At 72.1% G+C, this 14,243-nt stretch carries 12 protein-coding genes; 7 read left to right on the top strand and 5 right to left on the bottom strand.

The window, feature by feature from the left end:
* Positions 1-114: 114 nt before the first annotated feature.
* The 4 genes from ABIC63_RS20735 to nikE are packed head-to-tail and all read left to right on the top strand — an operon-like array spanning position 115 to position 5,269.
* Complete coding sequence (locus tag ABIC63_RS20735) at positions 115-1,764, top strand: ABC transporter substrate-binding protein (protein ID WP_354321179.1); 1,650 nt, start codon at positions 115-117, stop codon at positions 1,762-1,764.
* 9 nt (positions 1,765-1,773) lie between these two features.
* Complete coding sequence (locus tag ABIC63_RS20730) at positions 1,774-2,694, top strand: ABC transporter permease (protein WP_354321178.1); 921 nt, start codon at positions 1,774-1,776, stop codon at positions 2,692-2,694.
* Positions 2,691-3,578: an ABC transporter permease gene (locus tag ABIC63_RS20725; protein WP_354321177.1), complete on the top strand. Its 888-nt coding sequence runs from the start codon at positions 2,691-2,693 to the stop codon at positions 3,576-3,578. Before ABIC63_RS20730 ends, ABIC63_RS20725 begins: the two co-directional genes overlap by 4 nt.
* Positions 3,575-5,269, top strand: a complete 1,695-nt coding sequence (nikE, locus tag ABIC63_RS20720) for a nickel ABC transporter ATP-binding protein NikE (protein WP_354321176.1) — start codon at positions 3,575-3,577, stop codon at positions 5,267-5,269. Before ABIC63_RS20725 ends, nikE begins: the two co-directional genes overlap by 4 nt.
* 75 nt (positions 5,270-5,344) lie before the next feature.
* Here the strand turns inward: nikE and ABIC63_RS20715 are convergent, their stop codons facing one another.
* Positions 5,345-6,565 (bottom strand): MFS transporter, encoded by a 1,221-nt coding sequence (locus ABIC63_RS20715; RefSeq protein ID WP_354321175.1) that lies wholly within the window; start codon positions 6,563-6,565, stop codon positions 5,345-5,347.
* Positions 6,566-6,620: 55 nt separating this feature from the next.
* Between ABIC63_RS20715 and ABIC63_RS20710 the strand changes: the two genes are divergently transcribed.
* Positions 6,621-7,589, top strand: coding sequence for a LysR substrate-binding domain-containing protein (locus ABIC63_RS20710; RefSeq protein WP_354321174.1), 969 nt, complete (start codon positions 6,621-6,623; stop codon positions 7,587-7,589).
* A gap of 61 nt (positions 7,590-7,650) precedes the next feature.
* Here the strand turns inward: ABIC63_RS20710 and ABIC63_RS20705 are convergent, their stop codons facing one another.
* Genes ABIC63_RS20705 through ABIC63_RS20690 form a run of 4 tightly spaced genes read right to left on the bottom strand, consistent with a single transcriptional unit; the run spans position 7,651 to position 12,354 of the window.
* Positions 7,651-8,994 carry an LLM class flavin-dependent oxidoreductase gene (locus tag ABIC63_RS20705; protein ID WP_354321173.1) on the bottom strand — a complete coding sequence of 448 codons (1,344 nt, stop codon included), beginning with the start codon at positions 8,992-8,994 and terminating at the stop codon, positions 7,651-7,653.
* Entirely contained in the window at positions 8,991-10,223 is a 1,233-nt protein-coding gene (locus tag ABIC63_RS20700; protein WP_354321172.1) for an acyl-CoA dehydrogenase family protein, read from the bottom strand. Before ABIC63_RS20700 ends, ABIC63_RS20705 begins: the two co-directional genes overlap by 4 nt.
* Before the next feature lie 35 nt (positions 10,224-10,258).
* A complete protein-coding gene (locus ABIC63_RS20695) occupies positions 10,259-11,542 on the bottom strand; it encodes an acyl-CoA dehydrogenase family protein (RefSeq protein ID WP_354321171.1) in 1,284 nt (427 codons plus the stop codon).
* The gene (locus tag ABIC63_RS20690; RefSeq protein ID WP_354321170.1) at positions 11,539-12,354 is read right to left on the bottom strand and encodes a MetQ/NlpA family ABC transporter substrate-binding protein; all 816 of its coding nucleotides are present in this window, start codon (positions 12,352-12,354) and stop codon (positions 11,539-11,541) included. The genes ABIC63_RS20695 and ABIC63_RS20690 overlap by 4 nt, the downstream gene beginning before the upstream one ends.
* A gap of 280 nt (positions 12,355-12,634) precedes the next feature.
* On the opposite strand from ABIC63_RS20690, the gene ABIC63_RS20685 reads away from it, so the two are divergent.
* Positions 12,635-13,564: a methionine ABC transporter ATP-binding protein gene (locus ABIC63_RS20685; RefSeq protein ID WP_354321169.1), complete on the top strand. Its 930-nt coding sequence runs from the start codon at positions 12,635-12,637 to the stop codon at positions 13,562-13,564.
* Positions 13,557-14,219, top strand: a complete 663-nt coding sequence (locus ABIC63_RS20680) for a methionine ABC transporter permease (protein WP_294370892.1) — start codon at positions 13,557-13,559, stop codon at positions 14,217-14,219. Before ABIC63_RS20685 ends, ABIC63_RS20680 begins: the two co-directional genes overlap by 8 nt.
* Positions 14,220-14,243 lie beyond the last annotated feature (24 nt).

The raw sequence follows: 14,243 nt of genomic DNA, 5'->3' as shown, positions 1-14,243 counted from the left end.
ATGCTTCTGCGAAAGCCTTCGTTGGCGACGCGGCGTTCGCTTCCAACAATCGCGGGCTTTCGCTGCAGGCCTTGCGTGTCTGCAGAACTTCTTCCTGCTCCGCTGGTGGTCTTCATGTTCTCTTCCTCCCCCTTCGCAACCCGGCGCCGCGGCGCACCCGCATGGCGCGCGCTCGGCGCGGCACTGCTGCTGTCCGGCACGGCCGCTGTCCAGGCCCAGGCGCCGCGCAGCGGCGGCGAGATCGCCTTCGGCGTGACCACCGATCCCATCTGCTTCAACCCGCACCGCTCCTCGCAGCAGAACTCCTACATCCTGATCCGCAACTACGTCGACTCGCTGGTGGCCAAGGGCCAGGGCGGCAAGTTCCTGCCCTGGCTGGCGCGCGAATGGTCGGTCTCGGCCGATGGGCGCACCTACCGCTTCAAGCTCAAGCCGGGCATCGTGTTCCACGACGGCACGCCGCTGGATGCCGAGGCCGTGAAGTTCAACCTGGACTTCGTGCGCGACACGCGCAACACCAACGGCTCGGGCGAGCTGCTGCGGGCGGTGGACGAGGTGCAGGTGCTCTCGCCCACCGAGGTGCAGCTGAAGCTGTCCCGGCCCGATTCGAGCCTGCTGGAGTCCATCGCCAGCGTGCGGCTGGGCCTGATCTCGCCCAAGTCGCTGCGCTCGGGCGACGGGCTGTGCGGCGGCGGCCCGGCCCTGGCCGGCAGCGGGCCCTTCGTGTTCGAGAACTACACGCGCGGCCAGTCGGCCACCTTCGTGCGCAACCCGCGCTACGACTGGGCGCCGGGCTATGCGACCCACCAGGGGCCCGCCTACCTCGACAAGGTGACGGTGCGCTTCCTGCCCGAATACGCGGTGCGCGCGGGCGCCCTCAAGTCGGGCCAGGTGGACGTGATCGAGGGCGTTCAGCCCACCGACATCGGCCTGTTCAAGGACCAGCCGGGCTTTCAGTTCCTGGTGGGACCGGCGGGTGCGCAGACGGCCTTCACGCTCAACATCAACTACACCATCGCGCCGGCCACCGACGTGCGGGTGCGCCGTGCGCTGCGCGACGGCGCCGACATCGACGCGCTGGTCAAGAGCGTCTACCGCGGCACCTACCGCCGCGCCTGGTCCAACATCGGGCCGGACAACTACTTCTACAACAAGACGCTGGAGGGCCGCTGGCGCTTCGATGCCAAGGCCGCCAACCGCGCCCTGGACGAGGCCGGCTGGACGGGCCGCGATGCCGAGGGCTTCCGCACCAACAAGGAGGGGCAGCGCCTGGCCATCGAGGTCGGCTATCCGCAACCCTTCGTGCGCGACAACCGCGAGGTGCTGATCCAGGGCCTGCAGGCGCAGCTGCGCAAGAACGTGGGGCTGGACCTGCGCCTGCGCTTCATCACCGCGGGCGAATGGGCCCAGCAGCTGCAGAAGGGCACCTGGACCATCTATCCCAACACCTACCTGCCGGCCGATGCGGCGCAGGAGCTGCAGGGCAACATCGGCGACGGCGGCTTCATCCGCGCCGTGGCCGACAAGGGCGACAAGGTGCTGTTCGGCTACATCAACGATGCGCTGGCCTCCACCGACCCGGCGCAGAAGAAGAAGCTGGTGGACGAGGCCCAGCGCCATGCGGTGGACGAAGCCATCATCGTGCCGCTGTTCGCGGCCAACTACCAGCTGGCGGCCAAGAGCACGGTGCGCGGCCTGTCGTTCGAGACGCAGCTCGACTCGCCGTCGAACTTCCACGACGTGTGGCTGGCCGCGGCGCCCTGAGTGACCGCCATGTGGCGCATCGTCTTCTCACGGCTGGCCGCCGGCCTGCTGGTGGCCTGGGGCAGCACCACCGCGGCCTTCATTGCGCTGCATGCCCTGCCGGGCGAGGTGCAGGACATCCTGGCCGGTGACCTGGACTATCCGGGTCTGCGCGAGGCCATCGCGACCGAATGGGGCCTGGACCGCAGCATGGGCGCGCAGTACCTGGCCTTCCTCGGTCGCATCGTGCAGGGCGACTTCGGCACCTCGTACGCGCTGCGCCAGCCGGTGGCTGGTCTGGTGGCCTCGCAGGTCGGTCCGACCGTCGAGCTGGCGCTGGCGGCCGGGCTCATCGCGCTGGTGCTGGCCGTGCTGGTGGGCAGCCTGACGGCCGGGCCGGGGCGCCGCGGCCGCCGCGTGGCCGGCACGCTGGAGCTGGCCTTCGCCTCCACGCCGGTGTTCTGGCTGGGCATCCTGCTGCTGATCGGCTTCTCGTTCACGCTGCCGTGGTTCCCGGTGTCGGGCGCGGAGGGCTGGCGTTCGCTGGTGCTGCCGGCGCTGGCCCTGGCGCTGCCCACGGCGGGCCTGCTGGCCCAGGTGCTGCGCGAGGCCATGGACAAGGCGCTGGAGCAGCCCTTCGTCGTCACCGTGCGTGCCCGCGGCCTGGGCGAGGCGGCCGTGCGTCTTCGTCATGTGCTGCGACATGCGGCGCTGCCGCTGCTCACGCTGGGCGGCTGGATCATCGGCGGGCTGCTGGGCGGCGCCGTGATCACCGAGAAGGTGTTCGGCCGGCCCGGCCTGGGCACCGTCACCCTCAACGCGGTGCTCAGCCACGACGTGCCGGTGGTGCTGGCCGTGGTGCTGCTGGCGGCCTTCGTCCATGTGGTGGCCTCCACGCTGCTGGACCTGCTGGCCCTGCTCATCGATCCCCGTCTGGCGTCTTCCCCATGAGTGCGATTCCCGATCTTCTTCTGCCCCGTGCCCGTGTGGACGCGCCGCGGCGTGTCGTCGGGCGGCTGCGCCGTCCCTCCGCCACGGCCGTGGCCGTGCTGCTGTCGGCTGCGTTCCTGATGCTGCTGGCGGTGGCGGCACTGGCGCCGCGCTGGCTCACGCCGCACGATCCGCTGGAGGGCGACTTCCTGGCTGTGCTGCAGCCGCCTTCGGCCGAGCATCCCTTCGGCACCGACCGGCTGGGCCGCGACGTGCTGGCGCGCACCGTCCATGGGGCCCGCTACTCCCTGGCCATCGGCCTGGGCAGCACCGCGCTGGCCGTGGGCGCGGGCGTGCTGCTGGGCCTGCTGGCCGGCCAGCGCCATCGCCTGGTCAACGAGGGGCTGTCGCGCGTGTTCGACGTCATCTCCTCCTTTCCCGGCGTGCTGCTGGCGATGCTGGTGGTGGTCTTCCTGGGTCCGGGCCTGGCCAACATCGCCATCGCCGTGGGCATCGCCGGCATCCCCAAGTTCGGCCGCGTGGTGCGGGCGCAGACGCAGCTCGTGCTTCGCGCCGACTATGTGACCCAGGCCGTCATCTACGGCCGCAGCCGCCGGCAGGTGTTCCTGGGCCATCTGCTGCCCAATGTGCTGGTGGCGGTGCCCGTGACGGCCACGGTGCACGTCGGTACAGCCATCCTGGCGGCTTCGGGGTTGAGCTTCCTTGGCCTGGGACCACAGCCGCCCACGCCCGAATGGGGTGTGATGCTGGCCGAGAGCCGCGACGTGCTGCGCGTGGCCTGGTGGCCCGGCGTGTTCCCGGGCGTGGCGATCACGCTCACCGTGGTGGCCTTCACCGTGCTGGGGCAGGCGCTGCAGCGGCGCTTCGAGGGGCGGTCGTCATGAGCGCGGCAGCACAAGCGGCGACGCCGCTGGTGGATGTGCGCGGCCTGCAGGTGCGCTTTCCCGCCGCGGGCGGCCTGCGCACCGTCGTGGAGGGGCTGGACCTGCGCATCGAGGCCGGCGAGTGCGTCGCGCTGGTGGGCGAGTCGGGTTCGGGCAAGAGCGTCACCGCCCGCGCCCTGATCGATCTGGCCGGCCCGGGCGCGCAGGTGCAGGCCGAGCGCTTCCTGATCGACGGCGCCGACACGCGCGCCTTCGCCGCAGCCGACTGGCGCCGCCTGCGCGGCACCTTCGCCGGGCTGGTGATGCAGGACGCGCTGGTCTCGCTCGACCCGCTGCGGCCCATCGGCGCCGAGGTGGGCGAGGTGCTGACCCAGCACCGCCTGCTGCGCAGCCGCGCGGCCGTGCGTCGCAGGGTGATCGACACGCTGTCGCAGGTGGGCATGCCCGAGCCCGGACAGCGCCTGCGCCAGCATGCGCACGAGCTCTCCGGCGGTCTGCGCCAGCGTGCGCTGATCGCCGCGGCCATCGCCGCGGGCCCGCGCCTGATCATTGCCGACGAGCCCACCACCGCACTGGACGCCGCGCTGCAGCAGCAGGTGATCGGCCTGCTGGCCGAGCGCGTGCGTGCGAGCGGGGCGGGGCTGCTGCTGATCAGCCACGACCTGTCGGCGGTGGCCGGCATCGCCGACCGGGTGATCGTGATGCGGGCCGGTCGCGTGGTGGAGTCGGGCCCCACCCGCGAGGTGCTGGCCTGGCCGCGCGAGGCCTACACGCGGCAACTGATCGCCGCCGTTCCCTCGGCGTCGTCGCGCGGCAGCCGGCTGGCCTCGGCCCGCTTCGTTCGCGAAGAAGCGCAGGACCAGGCGCGCGTGCACATCGAGCGCGAACCATTGCCGCCCCGGCAGCCGCCGACGGGCGAGCCGGTGCTGCGCGTGCAGGGCATCGGCAAGCGCTACCGACGGCGCGGCCTTCGCGCACAGGCGCCCTTCGTTGCGCTGGCGGACGTGTCCTTCGAGGTGCGGGCGGGCGAGGTGCTGGGGCTGGTCGGTGCCTCGGGCTCGGGCAAGTCCACCTGCGCGCGCATCGTGCTCGGGCTGGATGAGCCCGACGAAGGCGAGGTGCAGCTGCTGGGCCAGCCCTGGTCGGGCCGGCCCGAGACGTCGCGGCGCGCCCTGCGGCCCCGGCTGCAGTACATCCCGCAGGATCCGCTCAGCAGCTTCGATCCACGCTACCGCGTTCGCGATGTGGTGGCGCAGAACCTGCCCGGTCTGCGCGGCGAGGCGCGGGACGCCCGCGTGCGCGCCCTGCTGGCCCAGGTGGGTCTCGCGACCGACCTGCTCGACCGCCTTCCGCGCACGCTTTCCGGCGGTCAGCGCCAGCGCCTCGCCATTGCCCGCGCGCTCGCAGCGGAGCCGCAGCTCATCGTGTGCGACGAGCCGGTCTCCGCGCTCGACGTCAGCATCCAGGCCCAGGTGATCGACCTCATCGGCGAGCTGCAGTCGCGCCTGGGCACGGCGCTGCTGTTCATCTCGCACGACATCAACCTGGTGCGGCACGTGGCCGACCGCGTCGTGGTGCTGGACCAGGGCCGCGTGGTGGAGCAGGGGCCGGTGGACGCGGTGCTGGCGCATCCTTCGCATGCGTACACGCGCAGCCTGCTGGCCGCCGTGCCGGCGCCGCTGGTGGGGTGAGGCCGGCGTTCCGCCCGCACGGACGTGGAGGAGCCAGGGGCGTGCCGACACAGGCAGCCCTCGCGCGCCGGGCCGCTAGACCTGCGCTTGTGCAGGAGGGTGCATGTGCGAGCGCTGTACCCAGGCCAGGGGAATGATCGCCAGGGCTGTCAGCGCGGTGGCGAAGGTCGCCGCAACGACGCCCACATGGTCGCCCAGCAGGCCGTACGCGATGGGCGACACGGCACCCGAGGCGATGGTGCCGGTGTAGAACACCGCGAAGGCGCGCTCGGTCCGATCCGGCGCGACCATGTCCGGCACGCTGCCGTAGAGCACCGACGAGGTGCCGTTGAGCATCAGCCCCAGCAAGGGCAGCAGGACCAAGGCTGGCCACAGCGGGCACAGCATCACGGCCACGATGCACGCCGCGGTTCCGCCTTCGGTGACGAGCACGGTGCCGGTCAGGCCCAGACGCTCGCCGAGCCAGCCGCAGAGGAACTTGCCCGCTGCGCCGCCGATGAACACGAGTGCCAGGGCGGTGCCCAGCATGGCTGGCGAGATGCCCTTCCTCTGCAGCAGGAAGGGCAGGAAGGTCAGCATGCCCATGCGCACGGCGGTGTCGAGCACGCCGATGGACAGCAGAAGCCGGAATCCCGTGTTCGATGCCGGAAGGCCGCGGCCGTGCTCCTGCGCCTGCTTCGGCCGCGCAGGCCGTGCCTGAGACGGGAGAAGAAGTGCAATGGCGACGGCAGCCACGAGGCCTGCCCCGGCCACCGTCCACAGCGCATGGCGCCAGGGCATACAGACCAGAAGGAAGGACATGGCGGCCGGCAGGGCAGCCTTGCCCAGATCGCCGGCGAAGTTGTAGATGCCCAGCGGACCGCGGGCGCGCGCGCCGTACGCCTGGGAGACGGCGGCGGAAGCCAACGGGTGCTGCGTGCTCGAACCGACGCCCGAGATCGCCAGTGCCACGCACAGGCCGAGCAGGCTGCCCGACAGGCCGGCGACCGCGTAGCCCAGGGCGGCCAGCAGCGTCCCCAGCGCGAGCGTGGCGCGCCGTCCGATCCATTGCGACAGCCGACCTGCCGAAAGCTGCAGACTGGCCATGGTGCCGCCATAGACCGCACGCAGAACAGCCAGGGCGCCGTAGCTCAGACCGAACTCGGTCTGCCAGAGCGGCAGCAGCACATAGATCAGGTCGGTGTAGCCGTCGTGCAGCGCATGGGCGACGCACGACACCCAGAGCACGCGCTTCGGCTGCGACAGGGTTCGCCGTCCTTCGGCCACGTCGGCAGGGAGGAGGCGATGTGTCGTCATGGGCTCGATGCTAAGTCCGCGTGGTCTGCCTCACCACAGACATAATCTCGCGCCTATGGGGAGAAAAAGTCCCTCTTCCGTTGAGCCTGCCGAGCGCGCACCGGGCCGTGGCCAGGTGCCGCCCCTCAACGCATTGCGCAGCTTTGAAGCGGTGGCCACGCACGGAAGCTTTGCGGCCGCGGCGGTGGCGCTGAACGTGACCCATTGGGCGGTCGGCAAGCAGATCCGCCTGCTGGAGCAGTGGTTCGGCAAGCCCTTGTTCGAGCGCCGCGCGCGCGGTGTGCAGTTGACCGCCGAGGGCGCGACTCTGTTCGCCGATGTCGGCGCCGCTTTCGACCGGCTGGCCGCGGGCTCGGCCCGGCTGCGCGAGCGCAGGCCCGCCGCGCGCGTGTCGGGAACGGTCAAGGTCAATGTGCTGGTCAGCTTCGCGTTGAGTTGGCTGCTGCCGCGACTGCCCGACTTTCACCGGCGCTTTCCGGAGGTCGACGTGCTGGTGTCGACCACCTCTCGCAAGCTGCGCTACGTGGGCGATGCCTTCGACATCGGCGTGCGGTCGGGGCCTGAGCAGGGCGCCGGCCTCGTCTCGCTCAGGCTCATGGCGGACGAGCGGCTGCCGGCCTGCAGTCCGGCGCTGCTGAGCGACCGTCCCATCGGCAGCGTGGAGGATCTTCGCCAGCACACCCTTCTGCATTCCGCGAGCACCCGGGGCGCCTGGACGCAGTGGCTGCGCCAGGCCGGCGTTCCCCGGCTTCTGCCGCAGCGCCAGATGGAGTTCGAGCATGTGTTCCTGCAGCAGGCTGCCGCGGTGGAAGGCCTGGGCGTGGCACTGGTCTCCCTGCCGCTGATCCAGCGCGATCTGGCGGCCGGCCGGTTGGTGTGCCCGCTGCGCACAACCACCTGGCGTGCGCCCGACTACACCCTGGTGCTCAACGTCGAACGCGAAGGCGACGCCGCGGTTTCCGCGCTGCGCGACTGGATGCTGGAGGCGGCGGCGCAGGAGCAGGGCCAGCCGGCCTCGGGGTGAAAGGGTGCACGGCCGGGGCGCCCGAAGGGCTCAGCGCCGAGCGGGGTGCTTGCCCCAGCGCTCAGGCTGCCCGACGCGTCGCCTCGCGCCCGGCGGGCCGCGCAAGCCCCAGGTGCTCGCGCAGCGTGCGGCCCTCGTAGGCCGTGCGGAAGATGCCCCGGCGCTGCAGGATCGGCACCACGCCGTCCACGAAGTCCTGCAGTCCGCCCGGCAGCTGGTCGGGCATCAGGTTGAAGCCATCGGCCGCGCCGGCCCTGAACCAGTGCTCGATGTCGTCGGCGATCTGCTCGGGCGTGCCGACGATGACGCGGTGGCCGCCGCCGCCGGCCAGCTCGCGGATCAGCTGCCGCACGGTGAACTGGCCGCGCCGCGCATGCGCCAGCGTGGCATGGAAGAAGGTGTGGTTGCCGTTGCCGCCGCCCGGAAGGGCCAAATCCTCGGGCAGGCGCTCGTCCAGCTTCAGCCGGTCCACGGGCACGCCCAGCGTCCCGGCCAGGCGGGTCAGGCTGTAGTTCCACGGGATCAGGTCCACCAGCTGGTCGCGCCGGCGGCGGGCCTCGGCCTCGGTGCTGCCGATGATGGTGGTCAGGCCGGCCAGCACCTTGACTGCGTCGGGGCCGCGGCCCAGGGCCTCGGCCCGCTGCTTCAGGCCGCGGGCGTAGTCCAGCGATTCCTCGAAGGACTGCGAGGCGCTGAACACGGCCTCCGCATGGCGCGCCGCCAGCTCGCGGCCATCGGCCGAGGCACCGGCCTGCACCAGCACCGGCCGGCCCTGCGGCGAGCGCGGCAGGTTGAGCGGGCCCTGCACCGAGAAGAACTCGCCGCGGTGCCGCACCGGATGCACCTTGGCCAGGTCCACGAAGCGGCCGGTGGCCTTGTCGCCGATGAAGGCATCGTCCTCCCAGCTGTCCCACAGGTCCTTCACCAGCTGGGTGAACTCGTCGGCGCGGCGGTAGCGCTGGGCATGGTCGGGCACGGCCTCCAGGCCGAAGTTGCGGGCCGAGGGCAGATCGGCGGTGGTCACCACGTTCCAGCCTGCGCGACCGCCGCTCACCAGATCCAGCGAGGCGAAGCGGCGGGCGATGTTGTAGGGCTCGTTGTAGCTGGTGGAGGCGGTGCCGATCACGCCCAGGTGCCTGGTGGCGGCGGCCACGGCGGTGAGCAGCACCGTGGGCTCCAGCGCGGTGATGGGGCGGAAGTCGATCTGGTCGACGATGGCCGCGTTGTCGGCCAGGAAGATCGCGTCGAGCTTGCCGGCCTCGGCGATGCGCGCGAGGCGCACGTAGTGGTGCACGTCGATGAAGGCGTCGGGCGCGCTTTCGGGCAGGCGCCAGGCCGAGGGCACGAAGCCCGAATGCAGGGCGTTGATGTTGAGGTGCAGCTGACGGGGACGTGGGGCGGTCATTGGAAGGTTCCAGGGGCGGGCGGCTGGCCCGAAAGAAAGTGGCGGCCGACGTTGCGGACCTTGTATTCGGCCGGGTTGTGCAGGGTGTGGATGCGCACGTTGCGCCAGAAGCGGTCGAAGCCGGCGCCGCGGTCGGCGGCCAGGGGCCCGAGCGCTTCGAGCAGGCCGGCCGCGGTCTGCAGCGCGACCTCGCCGGCCAGCACGTTGGCCGCGGCGATGGCGACGGCGGCTTCGCCGCGCTCTTCGGCCGTGAGATGCACGCCGCGCGCGGCGGCGGCGTCCAGGGCGCGCAGGGCGCGGTCGGCCAGCGCGATGGCGGCGCGGGTGCGGCTCCACAGTTCGCCCAGCAGGCGCTGCACGCCGGGGTCGTGCTGCAGCCGGCGCGAGGCGGGCGCGTCCAGCAGCGTGTCGCGGGCCGTGCGCAGGGCGCCCTGGGCCACGCCGACGAAGACGTTGAGCAGCACGCTCTGCTGCAGCAGCGGCGTGACGGTGCGCCAGGGCTCGGCCGGCGCGCGGGTCGGGTCCAGCGGCGCGGGCGGGCCCAGCACTTCGTCGGCATGCACGCGCACGCCATGGAAGCTGACCCGGCCGCTGCCGGTCTGCCGCTGGCCGATGCCGTCCCAGTCGTCCTCGATCACCACGCCCGCGCGGCCAGCCTCGATGGCGGCGGCGCGGCGCTCGCCGGTGGCCGGATCTTCCCAGGCGATGGAGAGCCAGTCGGCCACGTGCGAGCCCGAGGTGAAGGGCCGGAAGCCGTCGAGCACGAAGTGGTCGCCCTCGCGCCGGCCGAACAGGCTCTTGGAGAAGCTGTTGGCCGTGTTGCCCCAGAACCATTGGGCCTGCGCGGAGCGGCGCCACAGCGGCTCGACCTGGGCCGGCACCTGGCGCAGCCCCAGGCCGAGCAGGCTGACGTAGTGGTAGCCGTAGAGGTGGCCGACGGAGCTGTCCACCTGCGACAGCAGGCGTGTGATGCGCAGGGCCGTCGACCAGGGTTGGGCCTCGCCGCCGACGGCCGTGGGCAGCAGCAGGGCAAGCAGGCCTTCCTGCCGCAGCAGGGCGATCTGCGCCGAGGGCCGGCCGCCGGCGCGGTCGCGCTCGGCCGCGTCGCGGGCGAACAGCGGGCGCAGCGCGGCGGCGCGCGTGATGTACGGGTTGGCGCTTTCGGGCTCGAAGAGCGCGGGCGGTGCCTGTTCTTGCAAGGTGGGGTGGGGCAGGATGACGGCGCTCAAGGGAAGACCTCCGGCGTGGGCTGTGCGGCGGGCGCTCATGGCGATGGGGCCGCGAAGACGGCCGTGGGCGTGGCCGGCGTGGACAGGGGCGCGGCGCCCCCCAGCAGCCAGCGGCCCAGGGCGCGCTGGCGTGCGTCGGTGCGCTGAGGCAGGCGCAGCGTGCGCGTGTCGCGCCAGAAGCGGTCGTAGCCGTTGGCCACGGTGGCCGAGCGTGCGCCCATCAGCTCGAAGATGCCGCTGCCGGCGGCGTCGGCCGCCTCGGCGGCTTCCAGGTGGGCGGTGGCGATCTGCACGGCCAGCGCATCGCGGGCGGCGGCATTCAGGTCGTCCCCGGCCGCCCGGGCCAGGTCGAAGTCCCGGGCTACGCGCTCGGCCAGCTCGGTGGCGGCCTGCACGCGCAGCGCGAGTTCGCCGTAGCGGCGCTGGATCCACGGATCGTCCTCGTGGCGCTCGACGCCGGAATGGATCCAGGGCCGCGAGGCGGTGAGGGTGTAGGCGCGGCCTTCGTCCAGCGCACCCCAGGCGCTGCCGATGAAGACCTCCAGCTGGGCGGCCTGCTGCAGCAGGGCCGGCAGGTCGGCGCGCGGCGAGGTGGGACGGACCGCGGGGCCGAGCAGTTCGGGCTCGCCCAACTGCACGGCCGACAGGGGCAGCGTGCCGCCGCCGGCCTGGCGCAGGCCGAAGCCATCGTCCAGCAGGGCCTCGCCAACGCCGGGATGGTCCAGCCGCAGGCTGGCCGTCACGCGCGATCCGCGCACGTCGGGCCAGCTCAGCAGCAGGCGATCGGCGGCATGCAGGCCGGCCGTGGCATGCAACTGGCCGTCGAGCAGCCAGCCCGCGCCGATGCGCCGGGCGCCCAGCGTGGGCAGGTCGGTGTCCAGCGGATGCGTCCACAGCCAGCGCTGCCGGGCCGTGGCGTTCAGCAGGGACTGGGCCTGTGCACTGCCGTGCACCGCCAGGCCCAGCACGGCCGCGATGTGATGGCCCAACAGCAAGGCGACCGAGGCATCGGTGCGGGCCAGCTCGCGCACGGCGCGCAGCAGGCTGGACACCGCGGCGCCCCCGCCGCCCTGATGCACGGGCACCAGGGCCGGCAGCAGGCCGCTGCCCTTGAGCAGTGCCTGCGCGGCCACGGGCCGGCCGCCGGCCCGGTCGCGCATGGGCGCGTCCGCCTGCAGCGCCTGTCGCAACCCATGGGCGCGGGCCTGCCAGGTGTCGGCGGTGGGCCCGTCGAAGAAGGCTTGCGTGCTCATGGTCACTGCCTGGGCGCTGGCGCTCGACGAACGGGTCGGGGCTTCGTCTTCGGTGCGGGCGGTCATTGGGCCGCGGTGAAGTAGTCGGGCAGCCGGTAGCCGGCCCACACCGGGTTGGCGCGGAAGAAGCGCTGGAACTCGACCGAGCGGTAGGCCTCGGCGATGTCGCGGGCGAAGGCCGCGTTCTCGTTGCCGCGCTTGACGGCCACCACGTTCACGTAGGGCAGCGTCATGTCTTCGAGCTTGAGCGCCTCGGTGAGCTTCAACCCCGAGGCGACGGCGAAGTTGCCCTGCACGGCCGCCAGGTCGGCATCGGCCAGCGAGCGCGGCGCCTGCGCGGCGTCCAGCGGCACCAGCTTGAGCCGCTTGGGATTGGCGACGACGTCGCGCTCGGAGACGCTGATCGGGTCCACGCCCGGCTTGAGCTGCACCCAGCCGAGCGCCGCCAGGATGTTGAGCGCGCGCGCCGCATTGACCGGATCGGCCGGCAGCGTGACGGTCGCGCCGTCGGGCACATCGGTCAGCTTCTTGTGCTTCTGCGAATACAGCCCCATGGGCGGGGTCGGTACATGCACCACCGGCACCAGGTCGAAGCCCTGGCTCTTGTTGGTGGCCTGCAGGTAGAGGGTGTGCTGGAAGATGTTGGCGTCGATCTGGCCGCGCTGCACCGCGTCGTTGGGCTGCACGCCCTGGCTGAACTCGACGTAGCGGATCTGGTAGCCCTTCTTTTCGAGCTGGGGCGCGATGCCCTTGGCGAAGGCGTCTCGGTAGGGGCCGGGCATGAAGCCCACGGCCAGTTCGGCCGCGTGCGTCGCGAAGGCCGCGAGGCCGAGGAGCGAGAGCGCCGCAAGGCGGCGGGGACGGAGGGGAAAGGACATGGCGCGAATCGTCGGGAATGCGGCCTGGAGCAGCCTGGGAGGCGCACTGTGCGTCGACGGCCGTCCGGCATGAACGAAGCATTCCGCCATTGCTTAGCCGGGCGGCGCATAACGGCGCTGCGTTGAGCGGCGTGGCGTGCGGTGGCGCGCCAAAGACGTTTTCCGCATGAGCAACGCCGGATTCATTCGTTTGTTCTGGAACCGCGCCGGCCCACAGTCGGGGCCTTCGCCATGCCGTGCCATGCGGTGCCTCGCCGCGTCGGCCCTTCCTGCCAGCCCCATGAGCCTTGTCCCCCACAACGTCGCCACCGACGAGCCTTTGATCCGGCTCGACGGCGTGCACAAGCAATTCGCCCTGCCCGACGGCCGGCGCTTCACCGCCGTGCAGCCGCTGCAGCTGGCCATCGGCCGCGGCGAGGTCTTCGGCCTGATCGGCAAGAGCGGCGCCGGCAAGTCCACGCTGCTGCGCCTCATCAACCTGCTGGAGCGGCCCGATGGCGGCCGGGTGCTGGTCAACGGCCGCGACCTCACCCGCCTGTCGCGTCGCGAGCTGCGCGAGACCCGCCAGTCCATCGGCATGATCTTCCAGCAGTTCAACCTGCTGCAGAACGCGACGGTGGCCGAGAACGTGGCCTTTCCGCTGCGCATCCACGGCCGCCATTCGCGCGCCGACATCGAGGCGCGGGTGCAGGAATGCCTCGCCCTCGTCGGCCTGGCGGACAAGGCGGGCGCCTATCCGGCGCAGCTCTCGGGCGGCCAGAAGCAGCGCGTGGCCATCGCCCGCGCCCTGGCGCCGCGGCCCGACGTGCTGCTGTGCGACGAGCCCACTTCGGCGCTCGACGCCGAGACCACGCGCGCCCTGCTGCACACCCTGCGCGAGATCAACGCGCGCCTGGGCGTGACCATCGTCATCGTCACGCACGAGCTGCCCGTGGTGCAGCAGCTGTGCCGCCGCGTCGCCGTGCTGGAGCAGGGCGCACTGGTGGAGCAGTTCGACGTCGACCAGGTGGCGGCCCAGCCGCGCCACAGCAGCCTGGGCCGCGAGCTGGCCGAGCAGATCGCGCAGCGGCCCTGGTCGCCCCCGGCTGCGGCGTCTCCTGCCGCCGCCGACGCCGCCACAGCCGCTGCGACGGCGTCGGCCGCTCGCCCATCGCCTGCGGCCGACGCTGCCACGGCTTCCCTCTCCACCGCCCGTCTTGCCCATGTCTGAGAACATCGTTGCCATCCTTCCCGAGCTGTGGACCGCCACGCAGCAGACCCTGCTGATGCTGGCCATCGGCCTCGGTGCGGCCATCGTGCTCGGCGGCCCCCTGGGCGTGCTGCTCTTCCTGCTCGGGCCCGGGCAGTCGCTGGACCACCGGCCGTCCTACCTGGTGCTGAGCTGGGTGGTGAACACCGTGCGTTCCTTCCCCTTCATCATCCTGCTGGTGGCGCTGGTGCCATTCACGCGGGTGATCGCGGGCACCTCCATCGGGCCGCTGGCGGCGGCCGTGCCGCTGTCGGTGGCGGCCATTCCCTACTTCGCGCGGCTGGTGGAGCAGAGCATCCGCGAGGTGCCGCGCGGCGTCATAGAGGCAGCCCATGCCATGGGCGCCTCCGAGCTGCAGATCGTGTGGCGGGTGCTGGTGCGCGAGGCCCGCTCGGGCCTGGTGCTGGCCCTCACCGTGCTGGCCGTGAGCTTCCTGTCGTACTCGGCCGTGGCCGGCGTGGTGGGCGGCGGCGGCATCGGCGACCTGGCCATCCGCTACGGCTACTACCGCTTCCAGACCGACGTGATGCTGCTGACCGTGGCGCTGCTCGTGGTGCTGGTGCAGATCATCCAGTTCGGTGGCAACGCCATCGCGCACCGGCTGGACAAGCGCTGACCGCTTCTCTCCTTTCCTTCCTCT

The sequence above is a fragment of the Pseudacidovorax sp. 1753 genome (assembly GCF_040544975.1).
GTDB lineage: Bacteria > Pseudomonadota > Gammaproteobacteria > Burkholderiales > Burkholderiaceae_C > Xenophilus.
This window is presented reverse-complemented; position numbering and strand designations above follow the sequence as displayed.